Raw genomic sequence first — 17,990 nt, 5'->3', positions numbered from 1 at the left:
AGGAGGGCGTGCTCGCCCGGTCACCGCCGACAGCATCGGGCAGTCAGCCCCGATAGAGTGACTGCTGTCCCGGCTTCCCCAAATCGCAGGAGTTCTCATGCCCGTCGCCACCCCGGATCAGTACGCCGAAATGCTCGACCGCGCGAAGGCCGGCGGCTTCGCGTACCCGGCTTTCAACGTCTCGAGCTCGCAGACCATCAACTCGGTCCTCCAGGGCCTGACCGAGGCAGGTTCCGACGGAATCATCCAGGTCACCACCGGCGGCGCCGACTACTTCGCCGGCCACACGGTCAAGGCCCGCGCGACCGGCGCACTCGCCTTCGCGCGCTTCGCGACCGAGGTCGCGAAGAACTACCCGATCACCGTCGCGCTGCACACCGACCACTGCCCGAAGGATGCTCTCGCCGGCTTCGTCGAGCCGCTGATCTCCGCCTCCGAAGACGAGGTCAAGGCGGGACGCAACCCGATCTTCCAGTCCCACATGTGGGACGGCTCGGCCGTGCCGCTCGCGGAGAACATCGAGATCGCCAAGGATCTCCTGCCCCGCATGAAGAACATCAACGCCATCCTCGAGGTCGAGATCGGCGTCGTCGGCGGCGAGGAAGACGGTGTGGCGCACGAGGGATCCAACGATGCCCTCTACACGACGTTCGCGGACGTCGACCAGGCCGTACAGGCGCTCGGTCTCGGCGAGCAGGGGCGCTACATCGCAGCCCTCACGTTCGGCAACGTCCACGGCGTCTACAAGCCGGGCGGAGTGAAGCTGCGTCCCGAGCTCCTCGGAGAGATCCAGCAGCAGGTCGCCGCGAAGTACAACACCGGCGCGAAGCCGCTCGACCTCGTCTTCCACGGCGGTTCTGGTTCGACCGATGAGGAGATCGCCCTCGCGGTGGCCAACGGCGTCATCAAGATGAACATCGACACCGACACGCAGTACGCCTACACGCGTGCCATCGCGGACTACATGTTCAAGAACTACGACGGTGTGCTCAAGGTCGACGGCGAGGTCGGCAACAAGAAGCAGTATGACCCGCGCGCCTGGGGCAAGATCGCGGAGACGGCCATGGCCGCTCGCGTCGTCGAGTCCACGCGCCAGCTCGGCTCGTACGGCCAGTCCCAGAGCTGATCCAGCCTGACAACGCAGATGCCCCCGACCGAACGGCCGGGGGCATCTCCTGTTTCACGGGGTCATCCACCCGCCGTCTTGGCGACGAAGTCGATGAACGCCGGGTCGTTCATCAGCGGAATCGCGGCGCATACAGACGCCACGAGCAGGGTCACGGCCGCACCGACCAGCGGAACCCACCACGAGAGCTTGCCGGCGCGCAGGCGGCGGATCGACAGGAAAGCGGTGAGCGACCAGCCCACGGCGAGCACGATCGCCGCGACGGTGCCCCAGATCCGGCCCTCAGCGAAGTTGGTGAACTCGCCGTCCACGCCGAGCACCGTCATCATCTGATTCATCGCGGTGGAGAAGTCGAGGTACGACAGTCCTGTCATCACGACATTGATCAGCCCGTAGGCGAGCAGTGCGATGGTCACGAAGCGATCGACGGGACGCGGACGAGCCGCTGCCGATGCGGACGGGACTCGGTCACCGGGAGCGGGCGGGTTCTCGGCCCCGCTCACATCCACAGCCGGCACCTCGCCCAGCGGCGGCAGCCCTGCTGCCCTCCGCTGCTCTTCGAGGGTCGCGATTTCGCCGTACTGGGGACGCTGATCGGTCATTCGGCCATGGTATCCGCCCGGTCTCTGCACGACTCACAGACTGCGGGCGTCAAAAGAATGGCGGCCCCGGAGGAGTGGGGACTCCTCGGGGCCGCGGACTCGGAACGCTGGGGACGCTCGTCATCCAAGTGGGGTGAGGAACGCTGGGGACATTCCTCCACCTGTAGCGCCGATTGCACAGACGACTACACCTCACATGGTAGGAAAGCGCGTGCCCGAGCACCAGAGGCACTTCTTCAGATAGTGAAGAGCATCAGACGGGCGACGCGTGCTGCGTCAGATCGGCGTCGCCAGACGGGCTGCGCCGCCGCCCAGAGCGTCCGCCCCCAACTGCATGGACAACCGCCTCGCCACGAGCTTGAGCTTCCCGACCAGGCCGCGATCGAAGCGCGGGTGTCCCACCGGAAGCGAGACGGCGAGTGAGGCTCTGACGCTCGGGGCGATCACGGGAACGGCGATGCAGGTATTGCCGATCGCATACTCCTCGCGGTCCACGGCGAATCCCGGAGAGCGGTCGAGCTCCGCGATCAGCGCACGCCGGTCACTGATCGTGCGAGACGTGAGTTCCTCCAGCGGATGCCGCGAGAGATAGTCGTCACGCTCCTCTCCGCTCAGATCGCTGAGGATCTGCTTGCCGAGCGCCGTGGCATGCGCGCTCGAATCCAGACCCACCCACAGATCGAGCCGAGGACTGCGCGGGGCATCCACGATGTCGATGAGGTGCACTTCGCCGTCCTGATAGCGGGACAGGTATGCGGAAGCACCCACCTCGTCGGCGGTCTGACGCAGGGCCATGCGGACGTGCGCGAAGAACACGCCCCCGGCGTCGGACTGCAGCCGGAAGGCGGGGAAGTTCTCGCCGAGGACCAGACCGTCGGGCTCGCTCACGAGATACCCCTCATGCACCAGTGTGCGCACGAGGTTGTAGGTCGTACCCGGGGTGAGGCCGGTTCGCATGGCGAGAGCCTTGACCGGCACCGGGCGCGGAGAGTTCGCGACCATGTCGACGAGTCGGAGCGCGCGCTGCACCGAGCCGATCAGCGTCGGCGCCGCCTCTGTGGCGGCCACCGTCAGGCGTTCCCGCTGGAGGAACGGCCTCCCAGCGCACGCGCGTCTCGCTGACCCGCGGCATCCTGTCGCAGCTCCTTGGGCAGGGAGAACATGAGGTCCTCCTCCGCCGTCTTGACCTCTTCGACGTCGCGGTAACCCGCTCCGTCGAGTGCGTCGAGGACCTCGCGAACCAGCACCTCGGGCACGGAGGCGCCGGAGGTGACACCGACCGTCGCAACGCCGTCGAGCCACTCCTGCTTGACCTCTTCGGCGTAGTCCACGCGATAGGCGGCCTTCGCGCCGTATTCGAGCGCGACCTCGACGAGGCGCACCGAATTCGACGAGTTCGAGGAACCGACGACGATCACGAGGTCGGCGTTCGCCGCGACCTTCTTGATGGCGACCTGGCGGTTCTGCGTGGCGTAGCAGATGTCATCGGACGGCGGATTGTGCATCTCGGGGAACCGGGCCCGCAGTCGGTTCACGGTCTCCATGGTCTCGTCGACCGAGAGCGTGGTCTGCGAGAGCCAGACCACCTTCGAGGGGTCCTTCACCTGCACGGTGTCGGCTTCGGCGGGCGAGTTCACGATGGTCACATGCTCGGGAGCCTCTCCCGCAGTGCCCTCGACCTCTTCGTGCCCCTCGTGGCCGATGAGCAGGATCTCGAAATCGTCGCGGGCGAAACGCACTGCCTCGCGGTGCACCTTGGTGACCAGCGGGCAGGTCGCGTCGATGGCGTGCAGGCCGCGGTCCGACGCCGCCTCGACGACCGCGGGCGAGACTCCGTGCGCACTGAAGACGACGTGAGCGCCCTCGGGAACCTCGTCGACCTCCTCGACGAAGATCGCGCCCTTCTCCTCGAGCTCGGTGACGACGTGGATGTTGTGCACGATCTGCTTGCGCACGTAGACCGGCGCGCCGTAGCGCTCGAGCGCCTTCTCGACGGCGACCACAGCCCGGTCGACGCCGGCGCAGTATCCGCGCGGAGCGGCGAGCAGAACACGCTTGTTCCCGACGACCGGGTTATCCTGAAGCCGCCCGGCCGCCCCACGTACTCGGGGGATGCGCGGCAGAGGCAGATGAACGGCAGTCGAGGTCACCCTTGAATTCTACCGCCGAGAACCTGAGCAGGAGCGGGAAGGGGCACCGAGCGCATGACGGTCTTCGAAGCATCGACGCGTCCTGGCGAGACTCCGCCGGCGGATGCGGTCGCCCCGCGCGACTCCTCGGCCGACGCACCGACCTCGGTCGCACGCCTGAACGCGACGATCCGCGACTTCGTGGCGCGCTGGAACACGGTGTGGGTCGAAGGCGAGATCACCTCCTGGAACGTGCGCGGGGGCAACATCTTCGCCCGGCTCAAGGACACCCGCTCCGACGCGCAGATCTCCATCAGGATCTGGTCGAGTGTGCGCCCGCGGATCCCCGGCGATCTGGCTGTCGGCGACCATGTCGTCGCCGCCGTCAAGGCCGACTACTTCGTCAAGGCCGGCGATTTCAGCTTCGCCGTCTCGGCGATGAAGCACGTGGGCCTCGGCGATCAGCTGGAGAAGCTGGAGAAGCTGCGACTGCAGCTGCGCCAGGAGGGCCTGTTCGACGCCTCGCGCAAGAAGCGCCTCCCGTTCCTCCCCCATGTGATCGGCCTGATCACGGGAGAGAAGTCGGATGCCGAGAAGGACGTGCACCGCAACGCCGAGTTGCGCTGGCCCCAGGTGCGCTTCCGCACGGAGTATGCGGCTGTTCAGGGCGACCGGTGCGTCCCCGAGACCCTCGCCGCTCTGGCACGACTGGACGCCGACCCGGATGTCGACGTGATCGTCATCGCCCGCGGCGGCGGCGATCCGCAGACGCTGCTCGGATTCAGTGACGAACGACTCGTCCGGGCTGTGGCCGCGGCAACGACTCCGATCGTCAGCGCGATCGGACACGAGAACGATCATCCGCTTCTGGACGACGTGGCCGACCTGCGCGCATCGACTCCGACGGATGCCGCGAAGCGCGTCGTACCCGACGTCAGCGAGCAGCGGGCGCTGATCGCGCAGCTGCGATCCCGAGCCACGACCCGACTGACGCAGCGGCTGTCGCACGACATCGCGCAGCTCGAGCAGCTGCGGTCCCGTCCCTCGCTGCGCTCCCCCGACCCGATCATCGAGTCGCGTTCTCAGGACGTGTGGCTGCTGCTCTCGCGAGGACGCGACACGATCACCCGTCAGCACGATGCGGCCGGCCGTGCGACGAGCGAGCTGCGAGCCTCACTGCGGGCGCTCTCCCCCGCGGCCACGCTGTCGCGCGGCTATGCGATCGCCCATCTCGAGGGCGGAGTGATCCTCCGCGACGCCGCCGACGCTCCGGCCGGCAGCAGCCTGACGATCACGGTCGACCGCGGCTCCGTCACGGCCCGTTCCGAGGGCGAGATCCCGGAAGCACCGGTGCCCCGCTCCGGATGAGCGGGTCCCGCGCACCGCGTAGGATGGAGGCGTGAGTGCGCCGAACGACACCCCTGTGGACACGCTGTCATTCGAGGCCGCTCGCGATGAGCTCGTGAAGGTCGTCTCCGAGCTCGAACAGGGCGCTCCGACCCTCGAGCAGTCGCTCGCTCTCTGGGAGCGCGGCGAGGCCCTGGCGGCCCGCTGCGAGGAATGGCTGCTCGGCGCCAAGCGTCGCCTCGAGGCCGCCCGTGCCACGTCGACCGGTGCCGCCGACGGAGACGACTCATGAGCAAGCCCGCGCCCATCGTCGCCGAACTGGGCCGGCCGGAGACCCCCGAAGAGACGGCGGCCCGCAAGGCCGCGTCGAGCAAGGCCTATCGCTCGAGCCAGACGGTGCGCAGCCTGGTGGCCGCTCTGATCGTCACGCTGGCCATCGTCACGGTGATCGTGCTCGCAGTTCCCCGTGGCGAACCCGCGACCGCCCAGAAGATCGACGTGGTCGGCGTAGCCGCGGACGTGGAGTCCACCATGGATCGCCCGGTGATCGTGCCCGACCTGGCCGACTTCTGGAGAGTCAACACGGCCGAGCTCACGAGCGGCGCGGCGACGGTCTGGGATGTCACCCTCGCCCCGTCAGCCGAGGATGAGCGCGGATTCATCAAGCTGGCACAGGCCTTCGATGCTGACGCAGCCTGGGCCCCGCAGCGCCTCAACGGAACCGCGCCGACGGACACGACGTCGATCGGCGGGCTGGAGTGGGACGTCTACGACCTCGGCGATGCCGGTGCGAAGCAGAACATCACCTATGCGATCGGCACCCAGGCGGGTGACGACTACCTGCTGCTCTACGGCTCACGCTCCGCCGACTCCACCGCCGAGCTCGCCAAGTCCCTCGTCCCCCAGATCCGCGACCTCTCGGAGTAGCCCTCATGACAGACACGCTCACGCCCGCCGCCGCCTGGAAGCAGATGCAGGAGGGCAACCAGCGATTCGTCGATGACGCCCCGCGGCACCCGAATCAGGATGTCGCCCGACGCAAGCACCTGGCTGCGGCGCAGCATCCTGTCGCCACCCTGTTCGGATGCTCCGACTCCCGGCTGGCCGCGGAGATCATCTTCGACCTGGGGCTCGGCGACCTGTTCGTCGTCCGCAATGCCGGTCAGGTGATCGGCGAGTCGATCGTCGCGAGCCTCGAGTACGCGGTCGCGGTGCTGAACGTCCCCCTGATCGTCGTGCTCGCACACGACTCGTGCGGTGCTGTGCGCGCCGCCATCGACGGCACCGCGATCGACGCGGCGCCGCTGCCGCCGCACATCTGGAAGCTCATCGCACCGATCGTGCCTGCGGCCCGGAAGGTGCTCGTCGAGAGCGGCGGGACCACGGTCGCCGAGATCGACGCCGACCTGGTCGGCCAGGAGCACCTGCGCAACACGGTCCGCGACCTGCTGCAGTCGTCCGAGGTGATCTCCCACGCCGTCGCCGAGGGTCGTCTGGGCATCGTCGGCGCCAACTACCGTCTGGCCGAGGGAACCGCGATTCCCGTCATCACGGTCGGACTCGACACAGACGGAAACGACACCGAGGGGCACAGCCCCGCAACCAAGGAGGGTTCGGAATGACCGACCAGCACAGCGGCGCAGACGCGCAGGGCTACCGCATCGAGCACGACACGATGGGCGAGGTGCGGGTTCCCGTGAACGCGCTCTACGGCGCACAGACGCAGCGCGCCGTCGAGAACTTCCCGATCTCGGGCAAGGGCCTCGAATCCACGCAGATCGCCGCCCTCGCGCGCATCAAGAAGGCCGCCGCGCTCGCGAACAAGGAGCTGGGCACGCTCGATGGGGCCATCGCGGACGCGATCGCCCAGGCCGCCGACGAGGTCGCATCCGGTGCACATGACGGCGAGTTCCCCGTCGACACCTACCAGACGGGCTCCGGCACGTCGTCGAACATGAACATGAACGAGGTGCTCGCGACCCTCGCGACGCGCATCCTCGGTGCGGATGTGCACCCGAACGACCATGTGAACGCCTCGCAGTCGTCGAACGACGTGTTCCCGACCTCGGTGCACATCGCGGTCACGCAGGCGCTCATCGACACCCTCATCCCCGCGCTCGACCACCTCGCCGTCGCCTTCGAGGCGAAGGCCGAGCTGTGGAAGGACGCGGTGAAGTCGGGTCGCACGCACCTCATGGACGCCACGCCCGTCACCCTGGGCCAGGAGTTCGGCGGCTACGCCCGTCAGATGCGCCTCGGCATCGAGCGCGTGCAGTCGGCCCTCCCGCGCGTCGCCGAGGTCCCGCTCGGCGGCACCGCCACCGGCACCGGCATCAACACCCCGCTCGGGTTCCCGCAGAAGGTCATCGAGCTGCTCGCAGCCGAGACCGAGCTTCCGATCACCGAGGCCAAGGATCACTTCGAGGCACAGGCCAACCGCGACGGTCTCGTCGAGGCGTCCGGCGCGCTGCGCACGATCGCCGTCTCGTTGACCAAGATCAACAACGACCTGCGCTGGATGGGCTCCGGCCCCAACACCGGACTCGGCGAACTGCACATCCCCGACCTGCAGCCGGGTTCCTCGATCATGCCCGGAAAGGTGAACCCGGTCGTCCCCGAGGCCGTGCTGATGGTGTGCGCACGAGTGATCGGCAACGACGCGACCGTCGCCTGGGCCGGAGCATCCGGCTCGTTCGAGCTCAACGTCGCGATCCCGGTCATGGGCACCGCCGTTCTCGAGTCGATCCGTCTGCTCGCCAACGCCTCGCGCGTGCTCGCCGACAAGACCGTCGACGGACTGCAGGCGAACCTCGACCGCGCGGCGGCTTTCGCCGGAATGAGCCCGTCGATCGTCACCCCGCTCAACAAGCTCATCGGCTACGAGGCTGCGGCGAAGATCGCCAAGCACTCGGTCGCGAAGGGCATCACGGTGCGCGACGCCGTGATCGACCTCGGCTATGTCGAGCGCGGAGACCTGACGCTCGAGCAGCTCGACGAGAAGCTCGACCTGCTGTCGATGACCCACCCGGGTTGATCACCGGATACTGACACGACGGATGCCGCAGGGACTCGTTCCCTGCGGCATCCGTCGTCTCTGCCCCCTCAGCAGCAGCGGGCTCCGGGGTCGGCATCCTGCTGGGCGTAGTGCGCCCGCCAGAACTCGCGTTCGGTGAGCGGCTCTCGCTCGGGATGCCGCTCCCGTTCGTGCGCGACGTAGGCCGTGTACCGCGACTGCCCTGTCACGCCGTTCATGTACCAGGCGACGGAGTGCCAGATCCTGCGCGCCGCCTCGGCCACCGCCGCAGACATCAGTGCCCCCTCGTCGGCTGGGCGGACGAGGGCAGCGCGTTCCACTCCTTCTCGACCGCGCGCTCCTCCGGTGAGGCGATGAGTCCTGCCGGAGCGAACCGACGCGACGGCACCTCCGGGTCTTCGTGGTCGATGATCGGCCCGGGTCGCACCGCCTGGATAACCTTGACGATCGAGATCGTGATGACGATCACAGACAGCACCAGGAAAGTCACCGACAGGATGCCCTGGATCATCGTGTTGCGCACCACCGCCTCCATCGCGGCGACGCTGGTCGCCGTGCCGAACGACGTCTCGCCCTCAGCGAGCGCGTCGCGGAAGGCGACGTGATTGGCGAAGTACCCGACCTGCGGCACGCTCGAGAAGATCTTCTGCAGCGACGCCGTGACGGTGACGACCGTCACGAATGCCAGCGGCAGAGCGACCACCCAGAGAACCGTGAACGTGCGCCTGCGGGCGACGATGGTGAGCACCACGGCGAGCGCGATGGCCGCCAGCAGCTGGTTGGCGATGCCGAACAACGGGAACAGGGTGTTGATGCCGCCGAGAGGGTCCGTGACGCCCATGATCAGCACCGCGCCCCAGCCCGCGACCATCACCGCCGTGCAGATCCAGGCCCCGACCCGCCACGACGTGTCCTTGAAACGGGGGATGACGTTGCCGACCGAGTCCTGCAGCATGAATCGCGCGACACGGGTGCCGGCATCCACTGCGGTCAGGATGAACAGCGCCTCGAACATGATCGCGAAGTGATACCAGAACGCCATCATCCCGGTGCCGCCGATCCACTGCTGCATGATGTGCGCGAGGCCGAGAGCGAGGGTCGGCGCACCGCCGGTCCGGGAGACGATCGACTCCTCCCCCACAGCCTCGGCCGTGCTCGTGAGCATCTCGGGGGTCAGGTTCACCCCCGTCAGCCCGAGGCTGTTGACGAACTGCACGGCGCCTTCGACGGTGCCGAGGGTCGCGGCCGGCGAGGAGTTCATCGCGAAGTACAGACCACGGTCGATCGAGATCGCGGCGACGAGCGCCATGATCGCGACGAACGACTCCATGAGCATGCCGCCGTAGCCGATGAAGCGGGTCTGCTTCTCCTTCTCGATCATCTTCGGCGTGGTGCCCGACGCGATGAGCGCATGGAATCCGCTCAGCGCCCCGCAGGCGATCGTCACGAACAGGAACGGGAAGAGGGAACCCGCCCAGACCGGCCCCGTCTCCCCCGCCGCGAACTCGCTGAAGGCCGGGACAGTGATCTCCGGCCGCACGAAGAGAATCGCGACGGCGAGTGCCACGATCACGCCGATCTTCATGAACGTCGAGAGGTAGTCGCGCGGAGCGAGCAGCATCCACACCGGCAGCACCGCGGCGATGAAGCCGTAGATGATGATCCCCCACGCGATCGTCGTGCGGTCGAGGGTGAAGACCGCCTGACCCCAGTCGGTCTCGGCGACCATCCCGCCGCCGATGATCGCCGCCATCAGCAGCACGAACCCGATGAGCGACACCTCGGTGATCTTGCCTGGTCGGATCCACCGGAGGTACGCCCCCATGAACAGGGCGATCGGGATCGTCATGGCCACGGAGAACACGCCCCAGGGGCTCTCGCCGAGGGCGTTCACCACGACGAGAGCGAGGATCGCCGTGATGATGATCATGATGAGGAGTGTGGCGACGATGGCCGCCGTGCCGCCGAATCGACCGAGCTCATCGCGGGCCATCTGGCCGAGAGAGCGCCCGCCCCGGCGCATCGAGAAGAACATCACGAGGTAGTCCTGCACCGCACCCGCCAGGACGACTCCGACGATGATCCAGATCGTGCCCGGCAGGTAGCCCATCTGCGCGGCGAGCACGGGTCCCACGAGAGGGCCGGCACCCGCGATCGCGGCGAAGTGGTGACCGAACAGCACTCGACGGTCGGTCGCGACGTAGTCCTTGCCGTCCGCCTTGTACTCGGCGGGTGTCGCGCGCCGGTCGTTCGGCTTGACGAGGTTGCGCTCGATGAACTTCGAGTAGAAACGGTAGAAGACGAGATAGGTGCAGACCGCCGCGAACACGAACCAGATGGCGTTCACCGTCTCGCCTCTGACGATGGCGAGCATCGTCCAGGCGACACCGCCCAGTAGCGCGATCGCCGCCCAGAGGACGATCTTCAGCGGTGTCCAGCGCGGCTTCTCATCGACAGCCACCGGGGGAAGCGAGTGGTCTTCGACAGTCTTCGTTGTGTCACTCATGGCGCATCACTCCATCGTCTGCGTTCGGTGCCACGAGCGTAATCCGACGACCACGCCGACGGAAGCGAATCGCCGACGCATCCGCCGGAACATGCGACAGCGGATGCCGTGACATCACGGCATCCGCTGTCGGACCACTCAGGTCAGCTGAGTTCGCCCCCTTCGAGAAGCTCGGTCACCAGGGCGGCGATCGCGGAGCGCTCGGACCGCATCAGCGTCACGTGGGCGAACAGGTCATGCCCCTTGAGCGTCTCGATCACGCTGGCGATGCCGTCATGACGGCCGACACGGAGGTTGTCGCGCTGGCCGACGTCGTGGGTCAGGATCACGCGCGAGTTCTGCCCCATGCGGCTGAGGACGGTCAGCAGCACGTTGCGCTCGAGCGACTGCGCCTCGTCGACGATCACGAACGCGTCGTGCAGCGACCGACCGCGGATGTGCGTGAGCGGGAGCACCTCGAGAATGCCCCGTTCGACGACCTCCTCCATGACGTTGCCGGACACGACCGAACCGAGCGTGTCGAACACCGCCTGCCCCCACGGGCCCATCTTCTCGCCCTGATCGCCGGGCAGGTAGCCGAGCTCCTGGCCTCCGACGGCGAACAGCGGGCGGAAGACGATGATCTTCTTCTGCTGCTGTCGTTCGAGCACCGCCTCGAGGCCGGCGCAGAGAGCCAGGGCGGACTTTCCGGTGCCCGCGCGCCCGCCCAGCGAGACGATGCCGATGTCCGGGTCGGTGAGCAGGTCGATCGCGATCCGTTGCTCGGCGGACCGCCCGTGCATGCCGAAGATGTCGCGGTCGCCGCGGACGAGCTTGTACTCGCCGTCTCCCGTGATCCTGCCGAGTGCGGAACCGCGCTCGGAGTGGATGATGAGCCCGGTGTTCACTGGCAGGCCCCTCGCATCTTCGCTGATGCCCACCTCGCTCTCGTAGAGATCGCTGATCTCGTCACCGGACAGGTCGAGGGTGGTGATTCCGGTCCATCCCGAATCGACGGCCTGCTCGGCGAGGTACTCCTCGGCACGCAGACCGAGCGAGGCCGCCTTGACGCGCATCGGGAGGTCCTTCGAGACGATCGTGACGTCCTGACCGTCCTGCGCGAGGTTCATCGCGACCGAGAGGATGCGGGTGTCGTTGTCGCTCAGCCGGATGCCGGCCGGGAGCACCGAGGAGTCCGTGTTGGCCAGCTCGACCCGAAGCGTGCCGCCCTCGCCGACCTCGACGGGGAAGTCCAGCCGTCCGTGCTCGACACGAAGGTCATCGAGGTGGCGAAGCGCCTGACGGGCGAAGTATCCGATCTCCGGGTCGTGCCGCTTGCCTTCGAGTTCGGTGATGACCACCACCGGAAGGACGACCGAGTGCTCGGCGAACCGGAAGAACGCCTGCGGATCGCTCAGCAGGACGGACGTGTCGAGCACATAGGTCCGAAGATCCTGATCAGGACCCTCCGCCCCCGCTCGCATCGTCGTCTTACGGGTGGACTGCTGCGCGGTGCTGGTGGACTGCTGCGCTGTACGTGAGGTCACGACCCACTCCCGACCCGGGGAACTCCCGGTTATTCGAACGAGTCGACCAGGGGGTCACGAGTCGTCATCCTGAGGCCGACCCGACGGGCACCTTGCCCGATGCCTAGAAGCTACGACCAGCCGCCGACATTTGACGAACTCGACACGCCACGAGTTCGTTACGTGTTGGTTAACGCGGGGTGGCGTCGTCGGCGAGGTCAGCGGCCGAAGCGCCGGTCACGGTCGGCGAAGTCGCGGATCGCGCGGAGGAAGTCGACCTGTCGCAGGTCCGGCCCGAGCGCCTCCACGAAGTAGAACTCGCTGTGGGCGCTCTGCCAGAGCAGGAAGTCGCTCAGACGCTGCTCGCCGCTCGTGCGGATGACGAGATCGGGGTCCGGCTGGCCGCCGGTGTACAGATGCTCCCCGATCATCTCGGGGGTCAGATGAGCGGCGAGGTCCTCGATCGTGCCGCCGGACGCCTGATGCGCCGTGACGATGCTGCGCACCGCATCGACGATCTCGTTGCGTCCGCCGTAGCCGACCGCGAGGTTGACGTGGAGGCCGGTGTGGTCGCGCGTGCGCTCCTGTGCGTCGTCCAGCACCTTCGCGAGCTCCGCGGGAAGGATGTCGGAGCGTCCGACGTGCTTCACACGCCAATTGCCCTCGCGCGACAGTGCCTCGGCGAGCTCGGCGATGATCTCGATCAGATCGGCGAGCTCGGCGGAGTCGCGCTTTCGCAGGTTGTCGCTGGACAGGAGATACAGCGACACGACCCGCACCCCGAGTTCGTCGCACCAGCCGAGGAACTCGCGCATCTTGGCGGCACCCGCCCTGTGTCCCTCCGCGGGAGTCTCGTAGCCGAGCTGCCTGGCCCAGCGCCGATTGCCGTCGATCATCATGGCGACGTGATGGGGAACGGTCGCCGGATCGAGATGGCGGCGCAGCCGGCTGGTGTAGAGGCGGTACAGCGGCCCCCGCCCCTGACCATCGCGTGTCATCACCTCCCTACGCTATCGCGTCGGCGTCGGCGGACCCAGGGCCGACGCTCAGGATATGTACGCTCGCCTGCATGGGCGCCCGCATAGAGTGAAGGCGTGAGCACTCCCGACTCCTCGGTACCTGACGTCCCCCAGCTGCCCCTCCTGGAGGAGGCGGCGCACGACGCCGCCGTCGAGATCAAGCCGACCTGGCGCGGCTGGATCCACGCGGCCACGTTCCCCGTCGCGATCGTCGCCGGGGTGGTGCTGATCACCGTCGCGCAGGGCGGCGCGGCCAAGTGGGCCGCCGCCGTGTTCATGGCCACCTCGCTGCTGCTCTTCGGCAACTCCGCTCTCTATCACCGGATCGACTGGAGCCCGAAGGTCAAGGTGATCCTCAAGCGGATCGACCACGCGAACATCCTGCTGCTGATCGCCGGCACCTATACGCCGCTCGCCGTGCTCGCTCTGCCCCCTCAGAAGGGCGCCCTGCTGCTCGTGTTCGTGTGGAGCGGGGCGCTTCTCGGCATCCTGTTCCGGGTGTTCTGGATCAATGCTCCGCGGTGGCTGTACGTCGCCCTCTACCTGCTTCTGGGCTGGGCTGCGGTGATGTACCTCGCCGACCTCTTCGTCGCGAACGCCACGATGATGGTGCTCGTCATCGTCGGAGGGCTCCTCTATACGGGCGGCGCGGTCGTCTACGCGATCAAGAAGCCCAACCCGTGGCCCGGCCATTTCGGGTTCCACGAGATCTTCCACGTATGCACGGTGCTCGCTTTCCTGTGCCACTGGGTCGCGTGTCTGCTCATCGCTCTCGCACCGCTGTCCCCGTCACTCGGGGCCTGACCCGCCGAAGGCTCGGTCAGCGCTTCTCGGGGTCGTCGTCGCCCTCGCGCACGATCGGCAGGTCGGCATCCGTCTCGGTCGCCTCGTCAGCCGCCCGCGCGGCCTCTTCGGCGTCGAGCTCATCCCTGACCTCTTCGCGGTAGCGGACCCGACGGATGCGACGGTTCATGTCGAGGATCAGCAGGATCACCGCGATCAGGATGATCACGACGGCGGCGAAGCCGACGAATCCGGGCGTGACCAGCTCCGGTGCCACCGTCATCGTGGGCGTCGGCATCGGTGTCTCGGTCAGAGCGAGCATGGAGTCTGCCTTTCATGCGCAGGTCGCATAACCTGGAGTTCCCAGCCTAACGACCGGAAGACCTACCCCGTGACGACCGCACAACAGCTCGACGACCGCTACGGTCGCACCCGCTCCCGCCGGGGGCCATGGATCGTCCTGATCGCCATCGCGGCACTTCTCGTCGGCGCGTTCGGCTGGATGATCGTCGCGGCGCAGATGAACGCGGTCGACTCGGACGATCTCGGCTTCGATCTGGTGGATGAGCACAGCGTCACCGTGCGCTTCCAGATCACCGGGGTGCAGGGCAAGGACGTGGCCTGCATCGTCGAGGCGCTGGACGAGGAGTTCGGGGTCGTCGGCTGGAAGGTCGTCGAGATCCCCGCCGGAGATGCCCATTCGCAGGCGCTCTCTGCCACGGTTCCCACCGTCTCGAGCGCCACGACAGGTTTGGTGAACAGCTGCTGGGTCGCTTAGACTCGAGCCAGACAGATGACGCCCTGGCACCGTGCCGGGGCGTCTTGGCATATCCCCCGCGGAACGTCGCCGGGTACCTAACGAAGGAGCTTCGTCATGTCTACTGACGCTCAGGTTCCCTTCCTCACGCAGGAAGCGTATGACCGGCTCGTCGCCGAGCTCGAGCACCTCTCCACCACCGGTCGCGAAGAGATCGCCAAGCGCATCGAAGCGGCACGCGAAGAGGGCGACCTCAAGGAGAACGGCGGGTACCACGCCGCCAAGGACGAGCAGGGCAAGCAGGAGGCGCGGATCCGCACCCTCGAGAACCTTCTCAAGACCGCCAAGGTCGGCGAGGCGCCCGCGAGCCGCGGCATCGTCGAGCCCGGCACGGTCGTGACCGCCGTGGTCGCCGGTGGCGAAGAGGTCTTCCTCCTCGGCAGCCGTGAGATCGCCGTGGGCAGCGACCTCGACGTGTACAGCGAGGCCAGCCCGCTCGGACAGGCGATCCTCGGACTCAAGGTCGGCGAGAAGTCCTCGTACGAGGCGCCGAACGGCCGCGCGATCTCGGTCGAGATCGTGAACGTCGAGACCTACACCGGCTGACGCGCTCCGATCACGCGCGCGTTCCGCGACGACAGAAGGCCCCGTCCGAATGGACGGGGCCTTCTGTCGTCGCGGGTCAGTCCGGAACGATCATCGGCTGGAAGCCGGCACGACGGAGGGTGTCGAGGGTGTGCTCGGAATGCTCGGTGCCCCGCGTCTCGACGCTGAGCTCGAGGAAGACCTCGCTGATCTGCAGCCCGTGCCCGTGACGGGTGTGCATCGCCTCGATCACGTTGGCGCCGGCCTCCGCGATCAGCTCGGACACCCGCGCCAGCTGACCGGGACGGTCGGGCAGCGGGATGCGGATCGTCAGGTACCGGCCGGATGCCGCCAGACCGTGAGAGACCACGCGCTGCAGCAGCAGCGGGTCGATGTTGCCACCGGAGACCACGGCCATGGTCTTGCCGCTGGCCTTCACCTTGCCGGCGAGGATCGCGGCGACTCCGACGGCACCCGCCGGCTCCGCGATCACCTTGGACTGCTCGAGCAGCACGAGGATGGCGCGTGCGAGGTCGTCGTCCGTCACCGTGACGACCTCGTCGACGAGGTCCTTGATGATCTCGAACGGGATGGCGCCGGGGCGCGCGACCAGGATGCCGTCAGCGATCGTGGGCTTCGTCTCGATGTCGACCGGGTATCCCGCTTCGAGCGAGGGAAGCATCGCCGCGGCGTTCTCGGCCTGGACGCCGATGATGCGGACGGTGCGGCCCATCTCGGCGGCCTTCGCCTTCACCGCAGCGGCGACACCGGCGATCAGGCCTCCCCCGCCGATCCCCAGCACGATCGTGTCGACGTCCGGAGCATCCTCGAGCAGCTCGAGTCCGAGCGTGCCCTGGCCGATGACGACATCGCGGTGGTCGAACGGATGGATGATCACCGCTCCCGTGCGCTCGGCGAACTCGGCGGCGAGCCGCAGCGACGTCGCGACCGTCTCTCCCTCGAGCACGACCTCGGCGCCGTAGCTCCTGGTCGCCAGCAGCTTGGGCACCGGGATGCCGATCGGCACGAAGATGGTCGCCGGGATTCCGAGGGTCTGCGCCGCGAGGGCGACGCCCTGCGCGTGATTGCCGGCGGAGGCCGCGACCACGCCGCGCGCGCGCTCTTCGGCACTCAGCTGGGAGAGGCGATATGCGGATCCCCGGATCTTGAAGGATCCCGTTCGCTGCAGGTTCTCCATCTTGAGCACGACCGGCGCTCCGAGGACATCCGACAGAGCGCGCGAAGGCAACGTCGGCGTCCGCGTGATCACCTCAGCCAGACTCTGAGCTGCCTTCTCGAACTCGTCCAGGCTGGGGACTGCGCTCATCGATTCCTCCGTCTCCGCTCGCGCGGAACTGTGCTCCAGATTAGGTCTGCGTTCGGGACGTCGCCGGTCTTCCACGACCCCGTGCTGACGGTCACCGCTGCGACGTTGACGAACGCTGCGAGAGGCACCGCGAACAGCGCTCCGGGGATGCCGCCGACCATCGAGCCGCCGGCGACGACGAGCACGACCGCGAGCGGGTGCACCTTCACCGCGGAGCCCATCAGGATCGGCTGCAGGATGTGCCCCTCGAGCTGCTGCACACCGAGCACGACGGCCAGCATCGCCAGAGCGATCCACGGCCCGTTGTAGACGAGGGCCAGCAGGACCGCGATCGCGCCGGTCACGACCGCACCGACGATCGGCACGAAGGATCCGAGGAAGACGAGCACGGCGACCGGTATCGCCAGCGGGACGCCGAGCAGAGCGGCACCCACGCCGATGCCGACCGCGTCGATCGCGGCCACCAGCAGCTGCGTGCGGGCGTAGTTGACGATCGTCGCGAAGCCGTTGCTCGCGGCCGCGTCGGCGGCCGGTCGCGCCGCGCGCGGGAACAGGCGCAGCGTCCAGCGCCAGATCCCCCGACCGTCGGCGAGCAGGCAGATCAGGATGAACAGTGAGAGGACCGCGCCGGTCACCACATGCGCGGCGGTCGTGCCGACCGCGAGAGCCCCGTTGAGGAGCGTCTGCGTCTGCTCGTTGATGATGCCGAGGCCCTGATCGATGTAGTCCTGGATCTGCGTCTCACTCAGGTGCAGCGGTCCGTTGAGAAGGAACTGCCGGAACTCCTCGATCGCCTGGGAACTCCGCGCCTGCACGTCGGGCAGCTGGGCGCGGACCTGCCAGATGACGAGCCAGAGCAGCAGGGAGACGATCGCGAGCGTGCCGATGATCGACAGCGCCACTGCCAGCCAGCGCGGGAACCGGTGGCGCAGCATCCACTGGAATCCCGGCCACAGCAGAGCCGTGATGAGGATGCCGACCATGAGCGGGATCACGAGGAGCTTCAGCTCGATCACGAGCCAGATGAATCCGGCCACCACCGCTGCGATCAGCAGGATGCGCCAGGAATATGCGGCCGTGATGCGGAGTCCTCGCGGGACGGCTTCATCGGCCTCGGTGGTCACCGTGCGATCCGGCGAGACCGGGCGCGGACGGAAGAGGTCTCTCAGCCGTGGACGCAGCTCTTCGCTCATCGCCCAAGTCTACGGCGCGGGCGCCGCGCGTCCGGACGTACGAGGCCCGGATGTCGGCGCTCGGAGATACCCTGACG

19 protein-coding genes are annotated in these 17,990 nt (G+C 67.7%); 9 read left to right on the top strand and 10 right to left on the bottom strand.

Annotation, left to right across the window (positions count from 1 at the left end):
- Nucleotides 1-97 precede the first annotated feature (97 nt).
- Nucleotides 98-1,126 carry a class II fructose-bisphosphate aldolase gene (gene fbaA, locus BEP68_RS04555; protein ID WP_053095529.1) on the top strand — a complete coding sequence of 343 codons (1,029 nt, stop codon included), beginning with the start codon at nt 98-100 and terminating at the stop codon, nt 1,124-1,126.
- Nucleotides 1,127-1,188: 62 nt separating this feature from the next.
- On the opposite strand, the gene BEP68_RS04550 is transcribed toward fbaA, so the two are convergent.
- The 3 genes from BEP68_RS04550 to BEP68_RS04540 form a co-directional block, all read right to left on the bottom strand.
- Nucleotides 1,189-1,728, bottom strand: a complete 540-nt coding sequence (locus BEP68_RS04550) for a DUF6264 family protein (protein ID WP_187249366.1) — start codon at nt 1,726-1,728, stop codon at nt 1,189-1,191.
- Nucleotides 1,729-2,004: 276 nt separating this feature from the next.
- Nucleotides 2,005-2,796 (bottom strand): IclR family transcriptional regulator, encoded by a 792-nt coding sequence (locus BEP68_RS04545; RefSeq protein ID WP_187249365.1) that lies wholly within the window; start codon nt 2,794-2,796, stop codon nt 2,005-2,007.
- A gap of 2 nt (nt 2,797-2,798) precedes the next feature.
- Nucleotides 2,799-3,842 carry a 4-hydroxy-3-methylbut-2-enyl diphosphate reductase gene (locus BEP68_RS04540; RefSeq protein WP_053099044.1) on the bottom strand — a complete coding sequence of 348 codons (1,044 nt, stop codon included), beginning with the start codon at nt 3,840-3,842 and terminating at the stop codon, nt 2,799-2,801.
- A gap of 90 nt (nt 3,843-3,932) precedes the next feature.
- Between BEP68_RS04540 and xseA the strand changes: the two genes are divergently transcribed.
- The 5 genes from xseA to BEP68_RS04515 are packed head-to-tail and all read left to right on the top strand — an operon-like array spanning nt 3,933 to nt 8,238.
- On the top strand, nt 3,933-5,225 hold the full coding sequence (gene xseA / locus BEP68_RS04535; protein ID WP_187249364.1) for an exodeoxyribonuclease VII large subunit: 1,293 nt from the start codon (nt 3,933-3,935) through the stop codon (nt 5,223-5,225).
- Between the two features lie 31 nt (nt 5,226-5,256).
- Nucleotides 5,257-5,496 (top strand): exodeoxyribonuclease VII small subunit, encoded by a 240-nt coding sequence (locus BEP68_RS04530; RefSeq protein WP_053095525.1) that lies wholly within the window; start codon nt 5,257-5,259, stop codon nt 5,494-5,496.
- Entirely contained in the window at nt 5,493-6,131 is a 639-nt protein-coding gene (locus BEP68_RS04525; RefSeq protein ID WP_187249363.1) for a DUF4245 family protein, read from the top strand. The genes BEP68_RS04530 and BEP68_RS04525 overlap by 4 nt, the downstream gene beginning before the upstream one ends.
- Before the next feature lie 5 nt (nt 6,132-6,136).
- Nucleotides 6,137-6,826, top strand: coding sequence for a carbonic anhydrase (locus tag BEP68_RS04520; protein WP_053095523.1), 690 nt, complete (start codon nt 6,137-6,139; stop codon nt 6,824-6,826).
- Nucleotides 6,823-8,238, top strand: a complete 1,416-nt coding sequence (locus BEP68_RS04515; protein WP_053095522.1) for a class II fumarate hydratase — start codon at nt 6,823-6,825, stop codon at nt 8,236-8,238. Before BEP68_RS04520 ends, BEP68_RS04515 begins: the two co-directional genes overlap by 4 nt.
- A gap of 68 nt (nt 8,239-8,306) precedes the next feature.
- On the opposite strand, the gene BEP68_RS04510 is transcribed toward BEP68_RS04515, so the two are convergent.
- The 4 genes from BEP68_RS04510 to BEP68_RS04495 all read right to left on the bottom strand — a co-directional run bounded on the left by BEP68_RS04510 (nt 8,307) and on the right by BEP68_RS04495 (nt 13,247).
- Nucleotides 8,307-8,513 (bottom strand): YbdD/YjiX family protein, encoded by a 207-nt coding sequence (locus tag BEP68_RS04510; protein WP_053095521.1) that lies wholly within the window; start codon nt 8,511-8,513, stop codon nt 8,307-8,309.
- Nucleotides 8,513-10,744 (bottom strand): carbon starvation CstA family protein, encoded by a 2,232-nt coding sequence (locus tag BEP68_RS04505; RefSeq protein ID WP_187249362.1) that lies wholly within the window; start codon nt 10,742-10,744, stop codon nt 8,513-8,515. The genes BEP68_RS04510 and BEP68_RS04505 overlap by 1 nt, the downstream gene beginning before the upstream one ends.
- 143 nt (nt 10,745-10,887) lie before the next feature.
- Nucleotides 10,888-12,207: a PhoH family protein gene (locus BEP68_RS04500; RefSeq protein WP_053095519.1), complete on the bottom strand. Its 1,320-nt coding sequence runs from the start codon at nt 12,205-12,207 to the stop codon at nt 10,888-10,890.
- 260 nt (nt 12,208-12,467) lie between these two features.
- A complete protein-coding gene (locus tag BEP68_RS04495; RefSeq protein ID WP_053095518.1) occupies nt 12,468-13,247 on the bottom strand; it encodes an isoprenyl transferase in 780 nt (259 codons plus the stop codon).
- A gap of 96 nt (nt 13,248-13,343) precedes the next feature.
- Here BEP68_RS04495 and trhA point away from each other — a divergent pair, with 96 nt between their 5' ends.
- The gene (gene trhA / locus BEP68_RS04490; RefSeq protein ID WP_072590976.1) at nt 13,344-14,072 is read left to right on the top strand and encodes a PAQR family membrane homeostasis protein TrhA; all 729 of its coding nucleotides are present in this window, start codon (nt 13,344-13,346) and stop codon (nt 14,070-14,072) included.
- A 16-nt stretch (nt 14,073-14,088) separates the two neighbouring features.
- Here the strand turns inward: trhA and BEP68_RS04485 are convergent, their stop codons facing one another.
- Nucleotides 14,089-14,373 carry a hypothetical protein gene (locus BEP68_RS04485; protein ID WP_053095516.1) on the bottom strand — a complete coding sequence of 95 codons (285 nt, stop codon included), beginning with the start codon at nt 14,371-14,373 and terminating at the stop codon, nt 14,089-14,091.
- Between the two features lie 69 nt (nt 14,374-14,442).
- On the opposite strand from BEP68_RS04485, the gene BEP68_RS04480 reads away from it, so the two are divergent.
- Nucleotides 14,443-14,829, top strand: a complete 387-nt coding sequence (locus tag BEP68_RS04480; protein WP_053095515.1) for a DUF4307 domain-containing protein — start codon at nt 14,443-14,445, stop codon at nt 14,827-14,829.
- Between the two features lie 96 nt (nt 14,830-14,925).
- Nucleotides 14,926-15,414 carry a transcription elongation factor GreA gene (gene greA / locus BEP68_RS04475; protein WP_053095514.1) on the top strand — a complete coding sequence of 163 codons (489 nt, stop codon included), beginning with the start codon at nt 14,926-14,928 and terminating at the stop codon, nt 15,412-15,414.
- 76 nt (nt 15,415-15,490) lie between these two features.
- Here greA and ilvA read toward each other — a convergent pair whose 3' ends face one another.
- Together ilvA and BEP68_RS04465 are read right to left on the bottom strand one after the other, a co-directional pair.
- Entirely contained in the window at nt 15,491-16,720 is a 1,230-nt protein-coding gene (gene ilvA / locus BEP68_RS04470) for a threonine ammonia-lyase (RefSeq protein ID WP_053095513.1), read from the bottom strand.
- A complete protein-coding gene (locus tag BEP68_RS04465; RefSeq protein ID WP_082297766.1) occupies nt 16,717-17,913 on the bottom strand; it encodes an AI-2E family transporter in 1,197 nt (398 codons plus the stop codon). The genes ilvA and BEP68_RS04465 overlap by 4 nt, the downstream gene beginning before the upstream one ends.
- Nucleotides 17,914-17,990 lie beyond the last annotated feature (77 nt).

This window comes from Microbacterium sp. 4-7 (assembly GCF_014332665.1).
Taxonomy (GTDB): Bacteria; Actinomycetota; Actinomycetes; order Actinomycetales; family Microbacteriaceae; genus Microbacterium.
This window is presented reverse-complemented; position numbering and strand designations above follow the sequence as displayed.

Coding starts and splice junctions, on each gene's coding strand:
- BEP68_RS04495 (WP_053095518.1), bottom strand. CDS start 13,247: ATGACACGCGATGGTCAGGGGCGGGGGCCGCTGTACCGCCTCTACACC.
- BEP68_RS04525 (WP_187249363.1), top strand. CDS start 5,493: ATGAGCAAGCCCGCGCCCATCGTCGCCGAACTGGGCCGGCCGGAGACC.
- BEP68_RS04550 (WP_187249366.1), bottom strand. CDS start 1,728: ATGACCGATCAGCGTCCCCAGTACGGCGAAATCGCGACCCTCGAAGAG.
- BEP68_RS04520 (WP_053095523.1), top strand. CDS start 6,137: ATGACAGACACGCTCACGCCCGCCGCCGCCTGGAAGCAGATGCAGGAG.
- xseA (WP_187249364.1), top strand. CDS start 3,933: ATGACGGTCTTCGAAGCATCGACGCGTCCTGGCGAGACTCCGCCGGCG.
- BEP68_RS04510 (WP_053095521.1), bottom strand. CDS start 8,513: ATGTCTGCGGCGGTGGCCGAGGCGGCGCGCAGGATCTGGCACTCCGTC.
- BEP68_RS04485 (WP_053095516.1), bottom strand. CDS start 14,373: ATGCTCGCTCTGACCGAGACACCGATGCCGACGCCCACGATGACGGTG.
- ilvA (WP_053095513.1), bottom strand. CDS start 16,720: ATGAGCGCAGTCCCCAGCCTGGACGAGTTCGAGAAGGCAGCTCAGAGT.
- fbaA (WP_053095529.1), top strand. CDS start 98: ATGCCCGTCGCCACCCCGGATCAGTACGCCGAAATGCTCGACCGCGCG.
- BEP68_RS04505 (WP_187249362.1), bottom strand. CDS start 10,744: ATGAGTGACACAACGAAGACTGTCGAAGACCACTCGCTTCCCCCGGTG.
- BEP68_RS04465 (WP_082297766.1), bottom strand. CDS start 17,913: ATGAGCGAAGAGCTGCGTCCACGGCTGAGAGACCTCTTCCGTCCGCGC.
- BEP68_RS04515 (WP_053095522.1), top strand. CDS start 6,823: ATGACCGACCAGCACAGCGGCGCAGACGCGCAGGGCTACCGCATCGAG.
- BEP68_RS04500 (WP_053095519.1), bottom strand. CDS start 12,207: ATGCGAGCGGGGGCGGAGGGTCCTGATCAGGATCTTCGGACCTATGTG.
- greA (WP_053095514.1), top strand. CDS start 14,926: ATGTCTACTGACGCTCAGGTTCCCTTCCTCACGCAGGAAGCGTATGAC.